This window comes from Isoptericola sp. NPDC060185 (assembly GCF_042728595.1).
Taxonomy (GTDB): Bacteria; Actinomycetota; Actinomycetes; order Actinomycetales; family Cellulomonadaceae; genus Isoptericola.
On sequence record NZ_JBHWYY010000063.1, the window covers coordinates 1 to 23,913 of the forward strand.

At 74.3% G+C, this 23,913-nt stretch carries 20 protein-coding genes; 8 read left to right on the plus strand and 12 right to left on the minus strand.

All coding sequences use genetic code 11. The features are described from left to right. Window positions 1-174 precede the first annotated feature (174 nt). Window positions 175-1,329: a ThuA domain-containing protein gene (locus tag ACFWDO_RS16565; RefSeq protein ID WP_380327177.1), complete on the plus strand. Its 1,155-nt coding sequence runs from the start codon at window positions 175-177 to the stop codon at window positions 1,327-1,329. A gap of 55 nt (window positions 1,330-1,384) precedes the next feature. On the opposite strand, the gene ACFWDO_RS16570 is transcribed toward ACFWDO_RS16565, so the two are convergent. Then, window positions 1,385-3,097, minus strand: a complete 1,713-nt coding sequence (locus ACFWDO_RS16570; protein WP_380320861.1) for an ABC-F family ATP-binding cassette domain-containing protein — start codon at window positions 3,095-3,097, stop codon at window positions 1,385-1,387. A gap of 221 nt (window positions 3,098-3,318) precedes the next feature. Beyond that, a complete protein-coding gene (locus ACFWDO_RS16575) occupies window positions 3,319-4,338 on the minus strand; it encodes a LacI family DNA-binding transcriptional regulator (protein ID WP_380320864.1) in 1,020 nt (339 codons plus the stop codon). An 88-nt stretch (window positions 4,339-4,426) separates the two neighbouring features. Between ACFWDO_RS16575 and ACFWDO_RS16580 the strand changes: the two genes are divergently transcribed. The 5 genes from ACFWDO_RS16580 to ACFWDO_RS16600 all read left to right on the plus strand — a co-directional run bounded on the left by ACFWDO_RS16580 (window position 4,427) and on the right by ACFWDO_RS16600 (window position 10,656). Then, window positions 4,427-4,801, plus strand: a complete 375-nt coding sequence (locus ACFWDO_RS16580) for an L-rhamnose mutarotase (protein WP_380320867.1) — start codon at window positions 4,427-4,429, stop codon at window positions 4,799-4,801. 185 nt (window positions 4,802-4,986) lie between these two features. Next, window positions 4,987-6,168, plus strand: a complete 1,182-nt coding sequence (gene rhaI / locus ACFWDO_RS16585) for an L-rhamnose isomerase (protein ID WP_380320870.1) — start codon at window positions 4,987-4,989, stop codon at window positions 6,166-6,168. Beyond that, window positions 6,165-7,133 carry an alpha/beta hydrolase fold domain-containing protein gene (locus tag ACFWDO_RS16590; protein ID WP_380320873.1) on the plus strand — a complete coding sequence of 323 codons (969 nt, stop codon included), beginning with the start codon at window positions 6,165-6,167 and terminating at the stop codon, window positions 7,131-7,133. Before rhaI ends, ACFWDO_RS16590 begins: the two co-directional genes overlap by 4 nt. Next, window positions 7,130-9,196: a bifunctional aldolase/short-chain dehydrogenase gene (locus ACFWDO_RS16595; protein ID WP_380320876.1), complete on the plus strand. Its 2,067-nt coding sequence runs from the start codon at window positions 7,130-7,132 to the stop codon at window positions 9,194-9,196. The genes ACFWDO_RS16590 and ACFWDO_RS16595 overlap by 4 nt, the downstream gene beginning before the upstream one ends. Before the next feature lie 5 nt (window positions 9,197-9,201). Further along, on the plus strand, window positions 9,202-10,656 hold the full coding sequence (locus tag ACFWDO_RS16600; RefSeq protein ID WP_380320879.1) for a rhamnulokinase family protein: 1,455 nt from the start codon (window positions 9,202-9,204) through the stop codon (window positions 10,654-10,656). On the opposite strand, the gene ACFWDO_RS16605 is transcribed toward ACFWDO_RS16600, so the two are convergent. The 9 genes from ACFWDO_RS16605 to ACFWDO_RS16645 all read right to left on the minus strand — a co-directional run bounded on the left by ACFWDO_RS16605 (window position 10,641) and on the right by ACFWDO_RS16645 (window position 20,727). Continuing rightward, window positions 10,641-11,177: an ATP-binding protein gene (locus tag ACFWDO_RS16605; RefSeq protein WP_380320882.1), complete on the minus strand. Its 537-nt coding sequence runs from the start codon at window positions 11,175-11,177 to the stop codon at window positions 10,641-10,643. The genes ACFWDO_RS16600 and ACFWDO_RS16605 overlap by 16 nt on opposite strands. Window positions 11,178-11,377: 200 nt before the next feature. Beyond that, window positions 11,378-12,898, minus strand: a complete 1,521-nt coding sequence (locus ACFWDO_RS16610; protein ID WP_380320885.1) for a family 43 glycosylhydrolase — start codon at window positions 12,896-12,898, stop codon at window positions 11,378-11,380. 132 nt (window positions 12,899-13,030) lie between these two features. Then, window positions 13,031-13,516, minus strand: coding sequence for an HAAS signaling domain-containing protein (locus ACFWDO_RS16615; protein ID WP_380347058.1), 486 nt, complete (start codon window positions 13,514-13,516; stop codon window positions 13,031-13,033). Further along, on the minus strand, window positions 13,513-13,848 hold the full coding sequence (locus tag ACFWDO_RS16620; RefSeq protein ID WP_380320891.1) for a PadR family transcriptional regulator: 336 nt from the start codon (window positions 13,846-13,848) through the stop codon (window positions 13,513-13,515). The genes ACFWDO_RS16615 and ACFWDO_RS16620 overlap by 4 nt, the downstream gene beginning before the upstream one ends. A gap of 107 nt (window positions 13,849-13,955) precedes the next feature. Then, on the minus strand, window positions 13,956-15,284 hold the full coding sequence (locus ACFWDO_RS16625; protein WP_380320894.1) for a glycoside hydrolase family 125 protein: 1,329 nt from the start codon (window positions 15,282-15,284) through the stop codon (window positions 13,956-13,958). Next, window positions 15,272-17,599, minus strand: a complete 2,328-nt coding sequence (locus tag ACFWDO_RS16630) for a glycoside hydrolase family 3 N-terminal domain-containing protein (RefSeq protein WP_380320897.1) — start codon at window positions 17,597-17,599, stop codon at window positions 15,272-15,274. The genes ACFWDO_RS16625 and ACFWDO_RS16630 overlap by 13 nt, the downstream gene beginning before the upstream one ends. Further along, window positions 17,596-18,450, minus strand: a complete 855-nt coding sequence (locus ACFWDO_RS16635) for a carbohydrate ABC transporter permease (protein WP_380320900.1) — start codon at window positions 18,448-18,450, stop codon at window positions 17,596-17,598. The genes ACFWDO_RS16630 and ACFWDO_RS16635 overlap by 4 nt, the downstream gene beginning before the upstream one ends. Window positions 18,451-18,478: 28 nt before the next feature. Then, window positions 18,479-19,417 (minus strand): carbohydrate ABC transporter permease, encoded by a 939-nt coding sequence (locus ACFWDO_RS16640; RefSeq protein WP_380320903.1) that lies wholly within the window; start codon window positions 19,415-19,417, stop codon window positions 18,479-18,481. Between the two features lie 26 nt (window positions 19,418-19,443). After that, the gene (locus ACFWDO_RS16645) at window positions 19,444-20,727 is read right to left on the minus strand and encodes an ABC transporter substrate-binding protein (protein ID WP_380320906.1); all 1,284 of its coding nucleotides are present in this window, start codon (window positions 20,725-20,727) and stop codon (window positions 19,444-19,446) included. Between the two features lie 146 nt (window positions 20,728-20,873). Between ACFWDO_RS16645 and ACFWDO_RS16650 the strand changes: the two genes are divergently transcribed. Together ACFWDO_RS16650 and ACFWDO_RS16655 are read left to right on the plus strand one after the other, a co-directional pair. After that, on the plus strand, window positions 20,874-21,887 hold the full coding sequence (locus ACFWDO_RS16650) for a LacI family DNA-binding transcriptional regulator (protein WP_380320909.1): 1,014 nt from the start codon (window positions 20,874-20,876) through the stop codon (window positions 21,885-21,887). Window positions 21,888-21,972: 85 nt separating this feature from the next. Then, complete coding sequence (locus ACFWDO_RS16655; RefSeq protein WP_380320912.1) at window positions 21,973-23,229, plus strand: glycosyl hydrolase; 1,257 nt, start codon at window positions 21,973-21,975, stop codon at window positions 23,227-23,229. 114 nt (window positions 23,230-23,343) lie between these two features. Here ACFWDO_RS16655 and ACFWDO_RS16660 read toward each other — a convergent pair whose 3' ends face one another. Beyond that, on the minus strand, window positions 23,344-23,775 hold the full coding sequence (locus ACFWDO_RS16660; protein ID WP_380320915.1) for a hypothetical protein: 432 nt from the start codon (window positions 23,773-23,775) through the stop codon (window positions 23,344-23,346). Between the last annotated feature and the right edge of the window lie 138 nt (window positions 23,776-23,913).

Below are 23,913 nucleotides of genomic sequence, written 5' to 3' on the forward strand. Positions count from 1 at the left end.
GCCCTGTTTCGCGACCGGGACAGGGCCAAACGCCCGCTCACAACATCAGCTGTGGCGCCCTTCCGGCGCGTCACGACCGACTAGTGATCGCCGATCGGGTGACTTTTGTCGACGATCGACGTTTCTCGCGCTAGGTTGAGCGGGCCAGATCAGCTGCGTGCGCAAAGGAGCGTCATGAGCATCCGTTTGAAGGCACCTCTCACCCGGCGCGTCGGGGCGGTCGTCGCGACCGCGGCCCTCGGCGCCAGCCTGGCGGCGGCAGCACCCGCCGTCGCCGCGGACGACGACTACAAGATCCTCGTCGTCGGCAAGACCCTCGGCTTCCGCCACTCCCACATCGACGACACCACGCACGCGCTCATCGACCTCGGCGCGGAGCACGACTTCACCGTCGACGTGTGGGACCCGCCCAACAGCTCGGCCGGCTGGTGGGGCTCGGGCTCGCCCGGCCAGCCCGACCTCACGATGTCCTCCACGCCGTTCACCAGCCCGGAGAACCTGGAGCAGTACGCGTCGATCGTCTTCGTCTCGCCCGTGGACAACACCAACAGCCTCGACCCCGCGCTGCCGCGCCTGCTCGACGACGGCGAGCTCGCCGCCCTGCAGGGCTACGTGCACGACGGCGGCGGCGTCGTCGGCATCCATGCCGCCACCGACACCATGCACACCTCCAGCTGGTTCACCCAGCTCATGGGCGGCGGCGCCCGGTTCCGGAACCACCCCGCGCAGCAGACCGCCACGATGCGGGTGGAGAACGCGGCGCACCCGTCGATGGCCGGGGTGCCGCTCGAGTGGTCGCGCTTCGACGAGTGGTACAACTACACGCTCGACCCGCGCGGTGACGTGCAGGTGCTGCAGACGCTCGACGAGTCCACGTACACCGGCGGCACGATGGGTGCGGACCACCCGATCGCGTGGTGCCAGAACTTCGAGGGCGGGCGCTCCTGGCACCAGGGCGCCGGCCACGTCGACGCCGCGTGGACCGACGACACGTTCCTCTCGATGGTGCTGAGCGGCATCGAGTGGACCGCCGGCCGCGTCAGCGGCGGCGGGGACTGCGTGACGTTCGGCGAGGTCGACGGGCTCGTGTCCGCGCTGCCCACGGCCACCACGCGCGACGCCGTCGCCGTGGCGCAGCTGACGACCCGCCTCGACGCGGCCGAGGCCGCCGCCGACGCCGGCGACCGGGGCACCGCGCTGCGGCAGCTGCGCACCGCCGAGAAGCTCGCCGGGGCGCTCGTCGCCGACGGCGACGCCGCCGACGTCCTCGCCGGCAAGATCGCCGACCTGTCCGCCTGGCAGCAGGGGATCGTCGCCGCGGGCGCCTGAGCCCGCCGGGCGCGGGGCCACGCCACGACGGCGCGGCCCCGCGCCCGTCCTCGCGTCAGGCGGTGTCCTCGACCACCCTGCCGCCGTCGAGCGCGAGGCGCCGGCCGCGGAAGCGCCCGCGCACCAGGCGGTCGTGCGAGACGAGGACGAGGGTGCCCCCGAACGCCGCGAACGCGCGCTCCAGCTCCTCGACCAGCGCCGGCGACAGGTGGTTGGTCGGCTCGTCGACCAGCAGCACGTCCGTGGTCGTCGTGACGACCCGCGCGAGCTCGAGGCGCGAGCGTTGCCCCTGGGACAGCTCGCGCACCGGGCGGGGCAGGTCGTCGGGGCGGAACAGGCCCGTCGCGAGGAGCGCCTCCGCGTGCTCCTCCAGGTCGCCGGGGCGGCCGGCGGCGAAGCCGTGCAGCACCGTGCGGCCGTCGTCCGAGGCGAACACGCCCGTCTGTCGCAGATACCCGATCGCGCCCGCGGTCCGCGCGGATCCTGCGTCGGGCAGCACGTCGCCCGCGATCACCCCCAGCAGCGTGCTCTTGCCCGCGCCGTTCGGCCCGGTCACGAGCACGTGCTCGCCGCGGTCGATCACGAGCCGGTCCACGACGAGGCGCGGCGCGGCGAGCCGACCGTGCACCACGACGTCGGTCAGGTCGACCGACGCCGAGGCCGCGTCGCCTCCCGCACCGAAGACGTCACGGGAGATGTCCGTGCCGACGACGTCCATGCCCGCGACGTCAGCGGTGGCGACGTCGGTGCGGAACTCCGCCCGGTCGGCGGGCCGCTCGGCGGGGTCCTCGGTGAGGCGGCGCACGCGCTCCTTGGCGTTGCGGACGCGGCTGGTGGCGCCGTGGGTGCGCGCTCGCGACCGGAACGCGCCCGACCCGAACGAGGCCATCGGCAGCTTGCGCGGGATCTGCTCCATCGCCTCGACGTTGGCGTCGACGAGGCGTCGCTGGCGCGCGACGTCGGCCTGCCACCGCTCGTACGCGAGCCGGAGCCGCTCGCGCTCGGTCTCCTTCGCCGCGAGGTAGCCGGCCCACCCCGTGCCGTACCGGCGCGCCCGCCCGCCGTCGAGCTCGACGAGCGTCGTGGTGAGGTCCGCGAGGAACGCCCGGTCGTGGGTGACGGCGACGACGGTCCCGTCGTGCGACCGCAGGCGCTCCGTGAGCCAGTCGAGGGCGTCGTCGTCGAGGTCGTTGGTCGGCTCGTCGAGGAGCAGCAGCTCCGGGTCCGCCGCGAGGGTCGCGGCCAGCGCGAGGCGGGAGCGCTCGCCGCCCGAGAGCGTACCGAGCGCACGGCCGCGGTCCAGGCCGGGCAGGCCCAGGCGGTGCAGCGCCACGTCGACCCGGCGGTCCGCCCCGCGCCCGTCGCGCGCGTCGAACCGCGCGGTCAGCTCCGCGTACCGGCGCAGCGCGCCGTCGAGGGCGGCGCCGTCGAGCGCGCCGAGCCCGTCCTCGAGCGCGGCGACCTCCGCCGCGAGGGCGCGGACGTCCGCCAGCACGTGGTCGATCGCCTGCGCGACCGTGCGGTCGGGCGGGAGGTCGAGCGTCTGCGGCAGGTAGCCGAGGCCGCCGGGCGCGCGCACCAGGCGCGTGCCGTTCTGCGGCTCCAGCGCGCCGGCGACCACGGCCAGCAGGGTGCTCTTGCCGGAGCCGTTGTCGCCGACCACTCCCACCCGCTCGCCGGGGGAGATGGTCAGGGAGAGGCGGTCGAGCACTACCCGGTCGGCGTAGCGCAGGGTGATGTCGGTGAGGGTGAGCTGTGACGGGTCCACGGTGGGGACTCCTTCCGTCGCCGGGGGTGGCCGTGCAGGACGGCGGACGCGCGGACGCCGGCGCGGAGCGGTGCTGTCGGACCTGCTCGACGCGTCGGCGCGGGGGTGCTCACAGGGTTCCCATCGCCGTGCACCCTACGGACCCGGCGGCCGGGCCGCGAGGTGATTTCCCGTCACGCCTCTGGGGCGGGCACGCCCTCGACGGTGACGGAGGCCCGCGCTCAGCCGACGCCGGTGGTCGACTCGCGCACGACCAGCTCGGGCTGGAACGTCACCTGCTCCACGGTGTCGTCCGGGTCGAGGAGGAGGTCCGCCGCGCGGTGGCCGAGCTGGTGGGTGGGTTGGCGCACCGACGTCAGCGGCGTGGCGAGCTCGGCGGCGAAGTCGACGTCGTCGTACCCGACCACGGCCATGCCCGACGGCACCGGCACCCCCGCCGTCCGCAGCGTGCGCAGCGCGCCCAGCGCGGTGAGGTCGTTCACGCACATGGTGGCGGTGGGCCGGTCCGCGAGGGCGAGGACCTGCTCGACGCCGGCCTGGCCGCCGTCGGCGTTGAGGGTGGCGACGGTGACCTCGACGAGCGCGTCGCCGGGGTCGAGGCCCAGCTCGACGAGCGCGTCGCGCAGGCCCTCGCTGCGGTCGGCGCACTGGCGGATCGTGTGCGGGCCGTTGAGGAAGGCGATGCGCTCGTGGCCCAGCTCCACGAGGTGGCGGGCAGCGGCCGCGGCGCCCGCGCGGTCGTCGACGGCCACCGACGACAGGGTCTCGACGGGCGACGGCCGATCGAGCAGCACCACCCGCACCCCGCGCTCGCGCAGCGTCACCAGGTGCTCGACGTCGTCCGTGGCCGGCACCACCATGACGCCCTGCACGCCGTGCTCCTCGAACAGGCGCAGGTAGCGGGCCTCGCGCTCCGGGTTCTCGTCGGAGCTGGCCAGCATGAGGGTGTGGTCCGCCTCCTCCAGCCGGTCCTCGATGCCGCGGGCGACGTCGGTGAAGAACGGGTTGGAGATGTCGAGCACGATGGCGCCCGCGGTCGTGAGAGTGCCGGCGCGCAGCTGGCGGGCCGAGCCGTTGGGCACGAAGGCCAGGTCCTCGATCGCGGCGAGGACGCGCTCGCGGGTGCCGGGGGAGACCCGGTCCGGGCGGTTGAGCACGTTGGAGACGGTGCCGACCGACACCTGGGCCTGGCGCGCGACGTCGCTGATCGACGCGCGTCGGCGGGGGGCGGTCGTCGTCATCTGCTGCTCCTCGTGGTCCGGGCGCTCGTCACGCCTGGGTCCAGCGTAGAGGCGTCCGGGTGTGGGCCGACGTTGCTACGTTCATCGTATGAACCGATTCACGGATGACGGTGCGACGACGCACGTCTGCTTCGTGTCCCGGGTGCGGCGCGACCGCCTCGACGAGTACCGGGCGGCCCATGCCGCCGTCTGGCCCGAGATGCTGGAGGCCCTCGCCGAGACCGGCTGGCACGACTACCGGTTGTTCCTCGGCGCCGACGGGCTGCTGGTCGGCGTCCTGCGCACCGACGACTACCAGCGCGCGCAGCGAGACATGGCGGCCCGCGAGGTGAACGAGCGCTGGCAGGCGGCCATGCAGGGGTTCTTCGAGCCCTCCAAGGGGCGGCCGGACGAGGGGTTCGTGCTGCTCGAGGAGGTGTTCCACCTGGAGTCGCAGCTCGACGCCGCCCGCAGCGCCGGCTGACCCGCGCAGTTGTCAGGACCAGGGTCATGGATACCTGCTCCTGGTCCTGACAGGTCGCGCGGGCGGTTGCGGGGGCGATGGCCGGTCCTGAGCGGACGGTTGACGGCGCGCCGTCGAACGCCTACGTTATGAAACGATTCAAAGCGTTACGGCACCGCGCGAGGGAGCGCGGACGAGGAGGAGACATGACGGCGACGACGCCCGTGCTCGACGCACGGCTGCGCAGGGCCCTCGGCGAGCAGACCATCGAGCTGCCCTCGTGGGCGTTCGGGAACTCGGGCACCCGGTTCAAGGTCTTCGGCACGCCCGGGACGCCGCGCGACCCCTACGAGAAGATCGCCGACGCCGCGCAGGTGCACGCCTTCACCGGCGTCGCGCCGCGCGTCTCGCTGCACGTCCCGTGGGACCTGGTCGACGACTTCGGCGACCTGGCCCGGCACGCCGAGGAGCACGGCGTGAGCATCGGGATGATCAACTCGAACCTGTTCCAGGACGACGCCTACAAGCTCGGCTCGCTCACGCACTCCGACCCGGCCGTGCGCCGCAAGGCCGTGGCCCACCACGTGCAGTGCATCGACGTCATGCGCGCCACGGGGTCCCAGGAGCTGAAGATCTGGCTGCCGGACGGCACCAACTACCCCGGGCAGGACTCCATCCGCGCCCGCCAGGACCGGCTCGCCGAGTCGCTGGCGGAGATCTACGCGGAGCTCGACGACGACCACCGCATGGTGCTCGAGTACAAGTTCTTCGAGCCGGCGTTCTACCACACGGACGTGCCGGACTGGGGCACGTCCCTGCTGCACTGCCTGGCCCTCGGGGAGAGGGCGAAGGTCGTGCTGGACACGGGCCACCACGCGCCCGGCACCAACATCGAGTTCATCGTGGCGCAGCTGCTTCGCCAGGGCCGCCTCGGCGCGTTCGACTTCAACTCCCGCTTCTACGCCGACGACGACCTCATGGCCGGCGCCGCGGACCCGTTCCAGCTCTTCCGGATCATGCACGAGATCGTGGAGGCCGACGCGCTGCGCCCGGAGTCCGGGGTGAACTTCATGCTCGACCAGTGCCACAACGTCGAGGACAAGATCCCCGGCCAGATCCGGTCGGTGATGAACGTCCAGGAGGCCACGGCCAAGGCGCTGCTCGTCGACGCCGAGGCCCTCGACGCCGCGCAGCGCGCCGGCGACGTGCTCGGCGCGCACGGCGTCCTCATGGACGCGTACAACACGGACGTCCGCGGCCTGCTCGCGGACCTGCGCGCGGAGCAGGGCCTCGACCCCGAGCCCATGCGGGCGTTCGCGGCCTCGGGCTACCTGGCGAGGATCGCCGCGGAACGCGTCGGCGGGCGGCAGGCAGGATGGGGCGCATGACGACCGACACCACCGACACGAGCACGGCGACGTCCCAGGTCACGACCGCGGACCGCGTGCTCGACGGCCCGCACGGCGACCTGCGGGTGCGGGTCTACACGCCCGGCGCCCCGACGGGCAGCACGCCGGTCGCCGGCCTCGTCTGGGCACACGGCGGCGGCTTCATGCACGGCGACCTGGACATGCCCGAGGCCGACGGTGTCGCCCGCCGTCTGGCGGAGGCCGGCGTGCTCGTGGTCAGCGTCGACTACCGGCTCGTCGCGTCGTTCGACGACGCCGCCGTCGACGGCGCGCCCGTGCGCGGGGACGGCGTGCGCTTCCCGGCGCCGTCCGAGGAGGTCGCGTTCGCGTTCGGGTGGGCCCGCGCGGCCGGCCTCGGCGTGCCCGCGGACCGCTGGTCGATCGGCGGCGCCAGCGCGGGCGGCAACCTCGCGGCCGGGGCGTCGCTGCGGCTGCGCGACGCCGGCACGCCGGTGCGCAGCACGCTGCTCGCGTACCCGGTGGCGCACCACGAGCTGCCGGCGCACTCCGCCGAGCTCGCGGCCAAGGTGGCGGCGATCCCGGGCGGCAGCTTCCCGCCCGCGCAGGTCCGGGCCATGAACGACAACTACCTGGGCCACCGCGACGGCCCGACGTCGCCGTACGCGTTCCCCGGCGGCAGCGGTCCGGACGCCCTGCGCGGGCTGGCCCCCACGTTCGTCCTCACCTCCGACCACGACGGCCTGCGTTCCATGGGCGAGGCCTACGCGGCGGAGCTGGCCGCGGCAGGCGTCGACGTCCTGCTCGTCCGCGAGGACGGCACCACCCACGGCCACCTCAACCAGCCCGAGCACCCCGGCTGCGCGCGCAGCCTCGCGCGCATGACCGCGTGGCTCACGGTGGACGCCCTCGTCGGCGCCCCGCACGAGCCGGCCCCGGGCATCCACCGAGACCTCTCCCGACCCGCACCCGGAGCACGCCGATGACCCACCCGACCGTCGCCGCCCTCGTCGCGCGCTCGAACCGCCTCGGCGCCGACCCCAGGAACACCAACTACGCCGGGGGCAACACGTCCGCGAAGGGGACCGAGCGGGACCCGGTCACCGGGCAGGACGTCGAGCTGCTGTGGGTCAAGGGCTCCGGCGGCGACCTCGGCACCCTCACCGAGAAGGGCCTCGCCGTCCTGCGCCTCGACCGGCTGCGCGCGCTCGTGGACGTGTACCCCGGGGTGGACCGCGAGGACGAGATGGTCGCCGCGTTCGACTACTGCCTGCACGGCAAGGGCGGGGCCGCCCCCAGCATCGACACGGCCATGCACGGCCTGGTCGACGCCGCGCACGTCGACCACCTGCACCCCGACGCGGGCATCGCGATCGCGACCGCGGCCGACGGCCCGGAGCTCACGCGGACGATCTTCGGTGGCAAGGTGCTGTGGGTGCCGTGGCGCCGGCCCGGCTTCCAGCTCGGCCTCGACATCGCGGAGCTCAAGGCGGCGCACCCCGACGCGATCGGCACCGTCCTCGGCGGCCACGGCATCACCGCGTGGGGCGACACGGCCGAGGAGGCCGAGGCGAGCTCGCTGTGGATCATCGAGACGGCGGCGGCCTACATCGCGGAGCACGGCGCGCCGGAGCCGTTCGGCCCCGCCCTCGACGGCTTCGCCGCCCTGCCCGAGGCGGAGCGGCGCGCCAAGGCCGCCGCGCTCGCCCCGCACCTGCGCGCCGTCGCCTCCCACGACAGACCGCAGGTGGGGCACTTCACCGACGCGGACGTCGTGCTCGACTTCCTGGCGAGCGCCGAGCACCCGCGCCTGGCGGAGCTGGGCACCAGCTGCCCCGACCACTTCCTGCGCACCAAGGTGAAGCCGCTGGTCGTGGACCTGCCGGCCACCGCGACGGTCGAGGAGATCGTGGAGCGGCTGCCCGCGCTGCACGAGGCGTACCGCGCCGACTACACCGCCTACTACGAGCGCGGCGCCGCCGAGGCCCACGCCCGGGGCGAGGAGCCGCCCGCGATGCGCGGCGCCGACCCGGCGATCGTGCTCGTGCCAGGCGTCGGCATGTTCTCCTACGGCGCGGACAAGCAGACCGCGCGCGTGGCGGGGGAGTTCTACGTCAACGCGATCAACGTCATGCGCGGCGCGGAGGCCCTGTCGACCTACGCCCCGATCGACGAGTCGGAGAAGTTCCGCATCGAGTACTGGGCGCTCGAGGAGGCGAAGCTCCGGCGCAAGCCGAAGCCGAAGCCGCTCGCCACCCGCATCGCCTTCGTCACCGGCGCGGCGTCGGGCATCGGCAAGGCCATCGCGACCCGCCTCGCCGCCGAGGGCGCGTGCGTCGTCGTGGCCGACCTCGACCTGGAGAAGTCCGAGGCGGCCGCGACTGAGATCAACGAGATGCTCGGCTCCACCGACGTCGCCGTCGGCCTGGCGGCGAACGTCGCCGACGAGGCCGCGGTGCAGGCGGCGCTGCGCGACGCCGTCCTCGCGTTCGGCGGCGTCGACATCGTCGTGAACAACGCGGGCCTGTCGCTGAGCAAGTCGCTGTTCGACACCACCGAGGCGGACTGGGACCTGCAGCACGACGTCATGGCCAAGGGCTCGTTCCTCGTGGCCAAGAACGCCGCGCGCATCCTCGTGGACCAGAAGCTCGGAGGCGACATCGTCTACATCTCGTCGAAGAACTCCGTGTTCGCGGGCCCGAACAACATCGCGTACTCGGCCACCAAGGCCGACCAGGCGCACCAGGTGCGGCTGCTGGCCGCCGAGCTCGGCGAGCACGGCATCAAGGTCAACGGCATCAACCCGGACGGCGTGGTGCGCGGGTCGGGCATCTTCGCCTCCGGCTGGGGCGCCAACCGCGCCAAGACGTACGGCATCGAGGAGCAGGACCTGGGGGCGTTCTACGCCCAGCGCACGCTGCTCAAGCGCGAGGTGCTGCCCGAGCACGTCGCGAACGCCGTCTTCGCGCTGTGCACGCCCGCCTTCTCGCACACCACCGGCCTGCACGTGCCCGTCGACGCGGGCGTGGCGCAGGCGTTCCTGCGGTGACGGCGGTGCGGACGGGGGCGGCGACGCCGGGGCCGACGCTGGCGGGCACGCTCGCCGCCGTCGACCTGGGCGCCACCAGCGGGCGCGTCATCCTGGGCCGGTTCGGCGGGCGCGAGGGGCTGCGGCTGCAGCACGTGGCGCGGTTCCCGAACGACCCGGTCCGCACCCCCGACGGGCTGCACTGGAACCTGCTGGAGCTCTACCGCCAGGTGCTGGACGGCCTGGCCGCGGCCGAGCGCGAGGCGCCGGGGGAGATCCTCGGCGTCGGGATCGACTCGTGGGCCGTGGACTACGGCCTGCTGCGCGGCGGTCGCCTGCTGGGCGTGCCGTACCACTACCGGGACGGGCGGACGGCGGACGGCGTGGAGCGCGTGCACGCGCGCGTCGACGCCGCCGCGCTGTACGCCCGCAACGGGCTGCAGCACCTGCCGTTCACCACGGTGTTCCAGCTCGCGACGGAGGGGCCGCTGCTCGACCTCGCCGACCGGCTGCTGCTGGTGCCCGACCTGCTCGCGCACTGGCTCACCGGGGCCGAGGTCGCGGAGCGCACCAACGCCTCCACGACCGGGCTGCTCGACGCGCGCACGGGGGAGTGGGACACCGGCCTCGCCCGCCTCGTCGACATCCCGGCCGGGATCCTGCCGCCCCTCGTCGACCCGGGGGCGTCGCTCGGCGCCCTGCGGCCCGACGTCGCGCAGCTGGTGGGGCGGACGCTCGAGGTCACGGCCGTCGGCTCGCACGACACGGCGTCCGCCGTCGTCGCGGTGCCGGCCACGGACCGCGACGTCGCCTACGTCTCGTGCGGCACCTGGGGGCTCGTGGGCCTCGAGCTCGACGCGCCCGTCCTGACCGAGGAGGCCCGCGTCGCCGGGTTCACCCACGAGGGCGGCGTCGACGGGCGCACGCGGTTCCTGCACAACGTCATGGGGCTGTGGCTGCTGTCCGAGTCGATCCGCACCTGGGAGCGCGAGTCCAACGCCGCCCAGCGGTCCAGCACCCTGCAGGAGCTCCTCGCCGAGGCGGCGCACGTCACCGCCCCGGTGACGATCTTCGACGTCGACGACCCGCGCTTCCTGCCACCGGGGGACATCCCCGGGCGGATCGCCGACTGGTGCCGCGAGCACGACCGGCCGGTGCCCGCCACGCGCGGCCAGTACGTGCGCAGCATCGTGGAGAGCCTGGCCCAGGCGTTCGCGGACGCCGTGACGACGGCCGCGCGGCTCGCCGGGCGCACCGTGTCGACCATCCACGTGGTCGGTGGGGGCGCGCAGAACGCCCTGCTGTGCCAGGCGACGGCGGACCGCTCCGGCCTGCCCGTCGTGGCGGGGCCGGTCGAGGCGACGGCGATCGGCAACCTGCTGGTGCAGGCCCGCGCCCGGGGCCTCGTGGACGGCGGCCTGGAGGACCTGCGCGCGCTCGTCGCCGCGGCGTTCCCGGCCGAGCGCTACACGCCGCGGTAGGCCGCCGCCGGCCACGCGTGGCCGGCGGGGGCGAGCCGACGGCCCGGCGCGTGGTTCGGGGCATGGCCGGGCAGGGCGGGCGCGGCGAACTGCGCCCACACGTGCTTCTCGGCACCCGTGCTGTACCAGCCGACGCGGTCCGCGACCGTCTCCGCGAGCCGCAGGCCGTGCCCGCCCTCGCCGGGCTCGCGGCCCTCGGGGACCACCGGGGGCGCCTCCGGGCTGTGGTCGACGACGTCGAGCACGGCGACGTCCCCGTCGCACAGCAGGCGCACGACGACGGGCGGGCGGGCGTGCTCCAGCGCGTTCGCCACCAGCTCGCTCGCGACCAGCACCATGCGCTGCGTGCCGGACAGCCCGCCCGCGGCGGACGGGGACGCGCCCACGCGAGCGGCGGGACAGTCGCACGGGAGCCGCGTCTCGAGGTCGGCGCGGACGTCGGAGAGCTCGTCGACGGTACGGAGCGTCCACGACCCGACGACGTCGAGCCGCCCGGGGGGCCAAGCCTCGACGGGGATCACCGGCGAACGCCCTGAACCATGCCGCCTCCTGTGCCGTGGGGGTGAGGACGGTGCCGTGCGGCCGCGTCCCCGGGGAAGTCCGTCGTCGACCCTACTGCCCTCGCCGCGCCGTCGCGCGCCGGTCGAGGGTGCCCGCCAGGTCGGCGTCCGCAGCGCCGACGGGACCGCCTCCGACCACCCCCAGGGCCAGCTCCGCGGCATCACGCCTCCTTGCCGGCGACCGTGACCCGGACCGGTCCGAAGGTGCCGCCGTCGCCGGGGCGCAGGTCCGCGCCGAGCGGTGCGCTCGCGAACAGGCCCACCTCGGCGCCGACCCAGTGCCCCGCGTGCGCCTGCCACCCGGGCGCGGGCTCGTGCCAGGGGGCGTCGGGGTCGGCGGCGTCGCGCCAGCCCCAGGTGACGACGCCGCCCGCGTCGACGGCGGCGCGCACCACGACCCCGCGGCGCCCGCCGGGAGCGGGCTCCTGGGCGAGGATCTCCTCGTCGCCGTGCGGCCCACCGCGGCGCACGGTGACCTCGACCCCGGCGGGGGTGCGCTCCAGGCCCGCCCAGGAGTACGCGCGGCCGAGGACGACGACGCCGGCGCGGGTGCCGGGGGCGTCGCCCGCGAGCTCGACGCGCGTCTCCCAGGCGCTCGGCTTCCTGGGGAGGTGCTGGGCGAGGACCGCGCCCTGGTCGCGCAGGTTGCCGCGCGGCGAGGGCTGCGCGGGCAGGTGCAGGGTGCCGTCGCCGTCGGCCACGGCCCAGCCCTCGGCGGGGTTCGACTGCCAGTGCCACCGCGGCGCGAGGCCCGGCGCGGCGAAGTCGTCGCTGCGGGCGGGCTCGCCGGGCTCGGCGCCCGCGACCGGGGTGGGGTGCGTGAGCACCGGTGTGCCGTCGTCGCCCATGACCGGCCAGCCGTCCTCGTCCCAGCGCACCGGCTGCAGGTGGACGACCCGCCCGAAGACGCCCCGGTCCTGGAAGTGCAGGAACCAGTCCTCGCCGTCGGGCGTGTCCACCCAGGCGCCCTGGTGCGGGCCGTTGACGGGGGTGTCGCCCTGCGCGAGGACGACGCGGTGCTCGTACGGGCCCCACACGGACCGCGACCGGAACGCCGTCTGCCAGCCGGTCGCGACGCCGCCCGCGGGCGCGAAGATCCAGTACCAGCCGTCGCGCTGGTAGAGCTTGGGCCCCTCGAGCGTACGGAAGCCGGGCAGCTCGTCGCCGTCGATCACGGTGCGCGCCGGCCTGAGGACGCGGCGCAGGCCGGGGTCCACCTCGACCACGGTGAGGCGGTTCTTCACCCCGGCCCGGCTCCCGGCCCAGCCGTGCACGAGGTACGCGCGGCCGTCGTCGTCCCACAACGGGCACGGGTCGATGAGGCCCCGGCCCCGGACCAGGCACCAGGGCTCCGACCACGGGCCGCGGGGGTCGTCCGCGGTGAGCACGAAAATCCCGTGGTCCGGGTCGGGGTACACGATCCAGAAGAGCCCGTCGTGGTGGCGCAGGCTGGGCGCCCACACGCCGGAGCCGTGCCGGGGGAGGGCGTAGTGGCCCGCCGGCGGCAGCGCGGGCAGCGCGTTGGCGACGTGCTCCCAGGACACGAGGTCGCGCGAGTGCAGCACGGGCAGCCCGGGGGCGCGGTGGAAGCTGGACGCGATCAGCCAGTAGTCCTCGCCGACGCGCACGGCGTCGGGGTCCGGCCAGTCCGCGTCGAGGACCGGGTTGCTGTAGTTCGTCATGGTCGCCTTCCGTCACGTCGCTGGGACAGACGGCGGCATCCGCGGGAACTCGGTGACCGCCGCGCGACGGTCAGCCTAGCAACCGGTTTCTAGCACCTGACCCCCGGCGTGCTGGTCGACGGGCGGGGTGGCTCACCCCGCGGCGAGCAGGTGTGACACGTAGAGCGCCAGGGCACCGACGAAGGAGACGACGCTCACCGCGAGCGCGACCCGCTGCAGGGTGCGGTTCCCGGCGCCGGAGCGGAGCCGGACGACCGCCCACACGACCACGGCCGCCGCTGCGACCGGTACGACGAACACGGTCAGGGACGCGAACGCGGCCACGACGAGCCACACGTCGGCGGCGGGGGTGCGCGGTGCCGGGGCGACGGCGCTCGGAGCGGGGGTCGGCGCAGGCGTCGACGCGGCCGCGATGGCGTCCACCGGGCCCAGCTCGTCCAGCACCCGGCGGGCGCCGGCGTCGTCCGCGCCGTGCAGGGCGAGGGACTCGGCGGCGTGCTCGCGCACGGCGGCGAGCGTCTCGGAGCGCTCGCGCGGGTCGCTCGAGGCCAGGGCGCGCTCGAGGTCGGCGAGGTACGCCTCGACCAGGGGTGGGAACGCGGGGGCTGCGGTCATCATGGCTCCAAGGTCGTGCGGACGTCGGTGGTGAACCGGGACCAGGTGGCGGCGAACGTGTCGAGTGCCGCCCGCCCCTCGGTCGTGAGCTCGTAGTACCGCCGCGGCGGGCCCACGGGCGACGCGACCTGCGTCGTCGTGACCCAGCCCTGCTGGCGCAGCCGGGAGAGCAGCGGGTAGAGCGTGCCCTCGCTGGTCAGCAGGGTGCTGGTGCCGCCGAGGCGCTCGGCCAGCTCGAGCCCGTACGCGGGCCCCGAGCGCAGGCAGGCGAGGGCGCAGTACTCCACGACTCCCTTGCGGAGCTGGGTGAGGACGGCGTCCGGTGTCGGTACCATGCCTGACAAGGTAGCAGGTCTCGTGCGGTGCAAGGTAGCGGGGTCGAGAAGAGCCCCGGACGGTCGTGCCGTCCGGGGCTCGCTGGGCCTCCCGTGCTCTCGTGAGGTCAGGCGCCCGCGTCGTCGGCGACGGCCAGCGCGAGCTCGCAGAACATGGAGTCGGCCCAGGAGAACCACGGCCGGGAGAACTCGGTCGGGTCCGAGGGGTCGAAGCTCTCGTGGACGTGTCCCGTGCCGCCGTCGGTCTCGGCGAGGACGCGTAGCAGGCGCTCGCGGTCCTTGGGCGTGCCGGTCAGCCCCTCGACGGCGAGCGCGATGGGCCACACGCGGCCGGGCAGGGTGTGCGGGCTGCCGACGCCGGCCGCCAGGGTGCCGGAGAAGAAGTACGGGTTCGCCGGGCTGAGCACGAACGCGCGCGTCGCCCGCCACACCTCGGCGTCCAGGACGTCGGGAGCGACGAGCGGCAGCGACAGCAGCGACGGCGTGTTGGCGTCGTCCATGCACAGCACGCCGCCGAGCCCGTCCACCTCGTAGGCGTAGATGCGGGTCCCGGGCTCGCCGTCGGCGTCGCTGCCGGGCGCGGGGACCACGCCGTGCGCCGCGACGCCGGCGACCAGCTCGCCGGACAGGGCGCGCGCGTCGGCGGCCAGCGCGGTGTCGGCCCAGACCTCCTCGGCGATCTCGGCCACCGCCCGCAGCGCCTGCGCGGCGAACAGGTTCGCCGGCACGTTGTAGCCGTAGGTGCAGGCGTCGTCCGACGGGCGGAAGGCGCTCCAGGTCATGCCGGTGAACCCGACCGGAGTGCCGCGGCCGTCGCGGGCCAGCGTCTCGGTGGGGATCGTGGTGTCGCGGCTGAACCGGTACGGCGAGGAGTCGTGGTGCTGCTCCGCGCGCAGCTGGTCGACGACGGTGCGCAACACGCGGTGGGCACGGTCGTCGAAGACGTCCGTGCGGCCCGTGGCCCGCCACAGGCGGTGCGCCAGGGTGACCGGGTAGGTGAGGCTGTCGACCTCGTACTTCTGCTCCCACACGTGCGGGTCGTCGCAGACGTCGTCGGGGTCGTAGTGCGCGCCGGTGGGGCCGTCGTTGAAGGCGTTGGCGTAGGGGTCGTGGTCCAGGCACGCGAGCTGGCGGCGGACGACGCCGGCGACGAGGTCCGCCAGGGGCGGGCAGTCCGCGAGGAAGCGCAGGTAGGGCGTGAGCTGGGTGGTCGAGTCGCGCAGCCACATCGCGGGGATGTCGCCGGTGATGACGAAGACGCTGCCGTCGGCGCCCACCGTCAGGGTGTCGGTGAGCGTGCGACGCAGCGCGGCGTGCACCATCGCGGCGACGCGGTCGCCGGAGGTGGCGCGCACACGGTCGGCGGCCGCGCGCAGCGTCGCCTCGATCTCCGGGTGCAGGGGTGCGGGGTCGAGGGTGGTGGTCAGCGGTCCCACGGGGTGGTGTCCTCCTGGTCGGTGACGCGCACGGTGGCGGCGCCGGCGGGCTCGTCGAGGTCGGGGGTGCACCACGCGCCGACGGTCATGGGCGCTGCGACCGGCTCGCCGGTCGCCCAGGAGCCGAGCGCGTCGAGGCCGAGGTCGAACGTCAGGGACGTCGTCGCGCCGGCCGCGAGCGTGGCGCGCTGCACGCCCAGGAGCGTACGTCGCCGGGGCCGGATCCCGAGCTCGTGCCGGCGGCCGTAGAGCGGCACCGACACCTCGGCGGCGGGACCGGCGTTGGCCACTTCGACGGTGAGCGCCACGGTGGCCCCGGCGGCGAGGTCGTCCGCGCGGACGGCGGCGGCGGGCGTGCGCACGGTCGTCGTGACGCCCGGCGCGTGCGCGGCGCCGAACGGCAGCCCCCGCACCACGGGGTGGCCGAGGTAGCCGCGGGCGGTCTCGAGGCGCTCGTCGTGCGCCACGGGCACCACGCCGTCGGCGACGGGGAACGTCGCCGGGAGGCGCCCGGACGCGGCGCCGGTGAGCAGCACCTCGGCGATCGCGGCGCCGCCCGTCGGCCCGGGGAACGGGACCACGAGGAGAGCGTCGACGAGCGACGCGAGGTCGGTGAGCACCCGCGGGCGACCGTCCACGACGACGCCGACGACGGGCCGTCCGGCCGCCCGCGCGGCGCGCGCGACGTCGAGCTGGGCCTCCGGCAGCGCGACCGAGGAGAGGTCCACGCCCTCGCCGTTCGTCGTGTCCGCGGCGGGCCCCTCGACGGCGCCGTTGTCGGCGAACTCGTCGTCGTAGCTGCGGCGGCTGGTGCCGCCGAGCACCACCACGGCGACGTCGGCGCCCGCGCAGGCCGCACGCACGGCGTCGAGGGCGGCGGGGTCCTCCAGCGGGCCGCGCAGGCGGCTGCCGGCGGCGTGCCGCACGCGGTCCGCGCCGAGCCGGTCCGCCAGCGCCGAGCGCACGGTGGACGCGCCCGGGTCCTCGGCGGGGCGCGGCGGGGTGTAGTCGCCGAGCTGGGCGTCGAGGTCGTCGGCGTTGGGGCCAACGACGGCGACCGTGGCGTGGGGGCTCAGGGGCAGCACGCCGTGGTCGTGCACGAGGACGACGGCCTGCCGCGCCGCGCGCTCGACGAGCGCGACGACGTCGCGTGCGGGAGCCGGCGCCGCGGTCGTGGTCGTGGCGGGCACGGCCGGCTCCGCGGGCACGGCCGGCGCGTCGCCGAGCAGCCCGAGCCGGTGCTTGAGGGCGAGGACACGGTCGACGGCGCGGTCGAGCACCGCCTCGGCGACGAGCCCGCGGTCCAGCGCCTCCTCGACGTGCGTGAACGCCTCGTCCCAGAGGCTGAGGTCGACGCCCGCCTGCAGCGCGAGCGCCGCGGCCGAGGCCGGGTCGGGGGAGCTGTCGCGCAGTCGGTCGATCGCGGTGCCGTCGGCCATGACGAGGCCGCGCCAGCCCCAACGGTCGCGGATGGTGCCGGTGAGCAGCTCCTCGTTGGCGCTGCACGGCACGCCGTCGACGTCGTTGTACGCGGCCATGTAGCCGGCGACGCCCGCGCGGGCCGCGGCGTACGCCGGGCGCAGGTGCAGCTCGCCGAGCTCGCGGCGCCCGATCGGGGCGCCGGAGCCGTTGCGGCCGCCGATGCCCGCGCCCTGGCCGGCGAGGTGCTTGGCCACGACCGCGACGTGGCCGCCGTCGATCGCGTCGTCGCACGACGTCGTGCCCTGCATCCCGCGGACCGTCGCCTCGACGAGCGCCGCGGCGAGGGCCGGGTCCTCCGAGAAGCACTCCTCGGCGCGGCCCCAGCGGGGGTCGCGCAGCACGTCCAGCCCGGACACGAGCGCGACGTGCGTGCCGCGGGCGCGCGCCTCGGCGGCCACGGCGGCAGCGAGCTCCTCGGCCAGCCCCGCGTCCATGCCGGCGCCGAGGGCGAGGTTGACGGGCAGCGTCGTGCCGCCGAGCGCCATGAGGCCGTGCGGGGCCTCCTCGACGAACAGCACGGGCAGCCCGTCGCCGTACCGGGTGACGTGCTCCTGGACGGCGGCGTACGCCTCGGCGCTGCGCTCGGGCGGCACGCCGTTCTCCCAGCGCACCGCGGACCAGGGGTCCGCGCGCAGCACGCCGTACAGGGCGCCGAGGCCGCCCCAGCGGTCGACCTCGGCGCGCAGGACGTCGGTGACGCGCGGCGCGCCGTCGACCCAGCGGACCGCCTCCCAGCCCTTGAGGCGCTGGTTGACCTGGCCGATGCGGGTGCGCAGGGGCAGCGACGCCGCGCGGACGGGGGTGCCGGGCGTGACGGAATCGGGGAGGGTCATCCCTTGACCGCGCCCGACAGCAGCGCACGCTGCATCTGGCGCTGCAGCACCGTGTAGACGAGGTAGACGGGCAGCAGGGTGAACAGCGTGCCGGCCATGAGGACGCCGTAGTCGGTGCCGGCGTCGACCTTGAGGGTCGGCAGGGCGACCTGGATGGTGCGCTGCGCGGTGTCCGGCCCGATGAGGATCAGCGGGTACAGGTAGGCGTTCCAGAACGCGAGGAAGTTGAGCAGCAGGACGGTCGCGATGCCGGGGACGCAGATCGGCAGGTAGACCTGGCGCAGCACCTGCAGCGACGTCGCCCCGTCCATGGAGGCGGCCTCCTCGAGCTCGCGCGGGATGGTCCGCATGAAAGACGTGAGGATGACGACCGACAGCGGCAGCGCCGTCGCGGGCAGCAGCAGCACGATGAAGGTGCGGGTGTGGAACAGCCCCATGGCCGCGGCGAGCAGGAACGTCGGGAACAGCGCCGCGAACGACGGGATGAGGAAGCCGAGGGCGAAGACGCTCTCGACGACCTTGCCGGCGCGGCCGGTGGCGCGGGCCAGCGCGAACGACGCGGGCAGGGCCAGCACCAGCGTGAGCACCAGGGCGCCGACGGTGGTCAGCACCGAGTTGGCGATCGCGAGGCCGAGGTCGGCCTGCTGGATGGCGGTGGTGAAGTTCGAGAGGTCCCAGCTGCTGGGCAGCGCGAGGGGCGACTCGAAGATCTGCTCGTTGTCCTTGAACGACGAGACGATGAAGTAGTAGAAGGGCACGAGGAGCAGGGCGGCGTAGATCCACGCGAGCGTGCCGCTCGTGATCGAGCCGATGCGGTCCCGCACCCGAAGGGCGGCGGTCTGCCGGGCCATGACGGTTCTCCTAGGGCGAGGTCGGGGATCAGTGGGTGGCGCGCAGCACGCGGCGGATGACGCCCATGCCGACCAGGCCGATCACGAAGAGGACGACGCCGACGGCCTGGCTGTAGCCGAGGTCCGCCTCGACGAACGCCTTCTGGTAGATGAGGTAGGCGAGCGTCGTCGTCGAGGTGCCCGGGCCGCCCTGCGTCAGCAGCAGCACGTTCTGCGCGGAGTTGAACAGCATCGACAGGAACTGCAGCATCGTCACGACGCCGATGAAGTCCCGCGCGATCGGCCAGTACATGCGCCAGGCGACGCGCCAGTCGCCGGCGCCGTCGATGCGCGCGGCCTGCACGATCTCGGTGTCCACGCCGTCGAGCCGGGAGGCGATGAGCACGGCGGAGTAGCCGATGCCGCTCCACAGCTCGACGGCGATGATCGCGCCGAGCGCGGTGCTCGGGTCGGCGAGCCAGGCGGTGCCGTCGAACCCGAGGGGGCGCAGCACGCCGTTGACGAGGCCGTCCGGGTTGAGCATGGCGTAGAAGACCATGGCGGTGGCGGGCGCGGAGATGAGTGCCGGGATGAAGAGCAGGTAGCGCAGCACGCGGTGCCCGCGCGGCTTCTGCACCACGTAGAACGCGAGCAGGAACGCGAGCACGATCATGATCGGCAGCCCGATGACGATCTGCACGGCCGAGTTGCGCACGGCCGCCCAGAACGTCGGGTCGGCGAAGACGGCGGTGAAGTTGCCGAGGCCGGCGAACGTCGGCGTGGCGAGCATGCCCGGCCAGGAGAGGAACGCGATGACGAACATCGCGACCACGGGGCCGATCATGAAGATCGCGTACCAGACGAGGGCGGGCAGGGCGAGGCCCGGGAACCGTTCGCGCAGCGGCGCGCGGCGGCGGGTCCCGGCGGGGGAGCCGGGCGCCGGGGCACGGGTGGCGGTCGGGGGGCCGGCGGCGACGAGCGTGGCCATGGGGAGTCCTTTCGTGGCGCCGGCGGTCAGGCCGCCTGGTAGGCCTTCTCGAACGTGTCGACGATCTGCTCGGCGGACGCGGTGCCGTAGGCCATCGCGGTCGCCTTGACCATCGGTTCGAAGACGGCGTCGGGGATGAGCAGGTCGGGCAGCATGACGGGCGTGACGTCGTCGTCCGTGAGCCGGGAGGCCTGCGCGACCAGCGGGAAGTCCTTGCTGACGGTGTCCGTGATCCGGTTCATGTCGCGGCCGGAGCCGAGGATGAAGTCGTCGACGACCTCGTCGGAGTACAGGTACTGCACGAACGGCTTGATGAGGTCGAGCTTCTTCGCGCCGTTCTCGCTGATCCAGATGCCGTGCCCGTTGTAGCTCTTGATGACGCTGGGGCGGGTCAGCACGCCGCCGGACGACGGCATCGGCCAGCCGCCGACGGTGACCTCCTTGGCCCGCTCGCCCGGGACGAGCGCGAGCGCGGAGGACATCGCCGGGACGATGGCGGCCTTGCGGGTGTTGAACTGGGTCAGCTCGGAGTCCGAGGTGTAGCCCTGCACGTCGTCGACGAAGACGCCCGCGTCGCGCAGCTGGACGAAGTGCTCGACGCCCTGGAGGGCCGCGGCGCTCTCGGAGAGCTTGCCGGAGGAGAACACGGTGCGCGCCTCGTCCTGGGTGAGGAAGCCCTGCAGGACCTGCAGGAACATCTTCTGGCCGCTCCAGTCGGAGCCGCCCACGGTGACCGGGCCGATGCCCTTGGAACGCAGCTTGTCGGCGACGTCGATCAGCTCGTCGGAGGTGGTCGGGATGTCGACGCCGGCCTCCTCGAGCAGCCCGGTGTTGTACGACACCGGCCAGTTGGTGCGCGTGAACGGGAACGCGCGCAGCCGACCCTGCGGGTCGGTCCACTCGGTGAGCGCCTCGGGGAAGATCTTGTCCCGCAGGTCCCAGTCGTCGAGCAGGTCGGTCACCGGGATGGTGGCGCCGAGCCGCGTCCACGACAGGGTGCGGCCCATCATGTTGACGATCGCGACGTCGGCCGCCTTGCCGGCCAGCGTGCTCGTCTCGAAGACGATCGGCAGGTCCGAGCCGTTCTTGAGCTGAGCGACGGTGCGCCCGGTGCTGCGCTGGTAGGCGGCGACGACGTCCGCGAACACCTGGGCCCCGGCGACGGCGCCGCTGAGCTGGGTGTGCACGGAGATCGACCGCGGCCCGCTGCCCGCGGGGGAGAGGGCGCCGCAGGCCGCGAGCAGCGGGGTCAGCACCCCGCCGCCGATGGCCGCCTTCAGCACGGTGCGCCTGTTGACGCCGTGGGTCACTGGTCCTCCCTGAGAGCTACGGTGCGTCGTTCGGGGGGCGGAGAACAGCCTCCGCCACCGCTTTCTTGTAAAGCGGTACACATCAAGTGGCGTGCAACGTATACCGCTTTACAGAGCACGGTCAACCCCCTACTCTCGGACGCACCATGACTGCCACGAGCCCGAAACGCGTGACGATCGCCGACGTCGCCAAGCACGCCGGCGTCTCGCCCTCGGCGGTGTCCCACGCCTTCAACGGACGCCCCAACGTCTCCGAGGCCACGGCCGCCCGGATCCGGGCCGCGGCCGACGAGCTGAACTGGCGCCCGAACTACGCCAGCCGCAAGGTCTCCGGCCAGGGCGGCCGCAGCCTGGGCCTCGTCATCGCCCGCTCCCGAGAGACGTTCGGCCGCGACCCGTTCTTCATGCGTCTGCTGGCCGGCCTCACCGAGCCGCTCGCCGACATCGGCTGGTCCCTGTCGCTGACCCTCGTCCACGCGGACGAGGAGGAGCAGGTCTACCGCCAGTGGTGGGGCGAGCAGCGTGTCGACGCGTTCCTGCTGGTCGACGTGCGCAACGACGACCCGCGCCTCGCGCTCGTCGAGCAGCTCGGCGCCCCCGCGGCGCTCCTCGGCGCGCCGGTGGACGACGCCGTGCCCGCAGTGACGGTACAGGACGACACCGCCGTCGCGACCGTCCTCGGGCACCTCGCCGACCTCGGCCACCGCCGCGTCGCCCGCGTCACCGACGCCCCCGGCCTCGCGCACACCCGGGCTCGCGACGCGCGGTTCTCCCGCGCCGCCGGCGAGCTGGGCATGGACGCCTCCTTCGCCGCGTGGGACCCGGCGGCCGACGACCCGGTGGCCGACCTGCTCGGCCGGCTCGGCGCCGTCACCGCCGTCGTCGTCGACAACGAGACCGTCGCGGCCGAGATCGTCGCGCACGCGCCCGAGGTCGGCGTGCAGGTGCCGGAGCAGCTGTCCGTCGTGGCCTGGGAGGACTCCTGGGTCTCGACGCTCGTGCGCCCCCGCCTCACCGCCCTCGACGCCCCCGTGGAGGAGAGCGCCCGCACCGCCGTCGCCCTCCTCGAGCAGCTCGTGCGCGGCGAGGACGTCACCTCCCGGACCGTCAGCGGACGGCGGCTGGTCGTGCGAGAGTCCACGGCCCCGGCGCCCCGGTGACCAGCCCAGCACCACGAGAACTCAGCACCACGAGACAGCAGCAACACCGACACAGCAGCAACACCGACACAGCGAGGATGCTCCCTTGACTTCGACCGTGCCGCGCTTCGGCGTCAACTACACCCCGTCCCGCGACTGGATGTTCCAGTGGATGGCCGTCGACCCCGACGTCGTCCGCGCGGACTTCGAGGCGATCGCCGGCCTCGGCGTGGACCACGTGCGCGTCTTCCCGCTGTGGCCCGTGCTGCAGCCCAACCGCACCCTGATCCGCCGCCGCGCCCTCGACGACATCGCCCTCGTCACCGACGTCGCCGCCGAGTTCGGGCTGGACGTCGCGGTCGACGTCGTCCAGGGGCACATGTCCGGGTTCGACTTCGTGCCCGCGTGGCTCGTGAACTGGCACGACGGCAACATGTTCGCCGACCAGCCCGCCGTCGACGCGCAGGCCGCCCTCGTCGCCGCCGTCTACGACGCGGTGCGCGACCGCCCCAACTTCATGGGCCTGACGCTCGGCAACGAGCTCAACCAGTTCCTGGAGCCGAACCCCGCGGCCATGCCCGCCACCGTGGAGCAGGTGACGCACTGGCTGACCTCGCTGCTCGGGGCGCCGCGCGACCGGGACCCGCGCCACGTCGTCGTGCACAGCGAGAACGACCACCTCTGGTACTGGGACGACCACTCGTTCCTGCCCGAGCACGCCTCGCGCCTCGGCGACATGACCACCGTGCACTCGTGGATCTTCAACGGCACGGCCGCGACGTACGGCGCGCTGTCGCCGCAGTCCGTGCGGCACGCCGAGTGGATGATCGAGCTGTCGAAGGCGTTCGCGACCGACCCGTCGCGCCAGGTGTGGCTCCAGGAGGTGGGCGCCCCCTCGATGAACCTCGCCGAGGCCGAGATGCCCGAGTTCGCCACCCGCACCCTCGAGGCGGCCCTCACGACGCAGGACCTGTACGCCGTCACCTGGTGGTGCTCGCACGACGTGACCCGCGACCTCGCCGACTACAAGGACCTCGAGTACTCGCTCGGCCTGCTCGACACCGAGAACCGGGTCAAGCCGCTCGGCCGCCGGTTCGCCGAGGTCGTCGCGGAGGCCCGCCGCGGCGCGCTGCCGCTCGCGCAGCCGCGCACCGTGGGTGTCGTCGTCGACGTCGACGGCGCGGACCTGCCGCTCTCGCGGCCCTCGCTCGGCCCCGGCGGCGCCGTGTTCGAGCTGTGGCACGACCTGCGCGAGCGGGGCGCCGCCGTCACCGCCGTGACCAGCGCGACGGCCGCCGACCCCGCGGCGCTCGAGGCCCGCGGGATCACCGAGCTCGCGCGCGCCGAGGTACGCCCGGCCTGACCCGCTCCATGGATGCCGAACAGGCGGTTGCGCACGTTCTGAACGCTCAGAAGGTGCACAACCGCCTGTTCGGCGGACGGGGCGGGTTCGCTGGGCGTGCATCGAGCGTCGAGGTCAGCTCGCCGCCTGGCGCACCAGCGCGGCGAGCCGCTCCTCGAACGCGGGCGTCCAGGCGAGCACGGCGAACGCCGTCGGCCAGAAGTCGCCGTCGTCGAGGTGCGCGGCGAAGTCGAAGCCGACCGTGGCGTAGCGGGTCTTGAACTTCACGGCGGGCTGCATGAACACCACCATCTTGCCGTCGCCGTTCGCGAAGCCCGGCATGCCGTAGTACGTCTTCGGCACGAGGTGGGGCGCCACCTGGGAGACCACCCGGTACATCCCCTCGGCGATGTCCCGGTCGGTGCCCTCGAGCGGGTCGATCGCCGCGCGCACGGCCTTCTCGCCCGCGGCGCGGTTCTTGCCCGCCTTCTCCTGCTCACGGAGCTCCTTGGCGCGCTGCTTCACCGCGGCGCGCTCGTCGGCGCTGAGACCCTCGGACGTGGCCATGTCGTTCCTCCCGGCTGGTGGGGGGGGGGGGGCCGGCCCGCCCCCCCCCCCCCCCACACCAAACACAGGACGCCGGGGCCACCGGGCCCGCCCAACTACCCTACCACACCAGCGTGACCCCCCCCAACGCCAACCCCA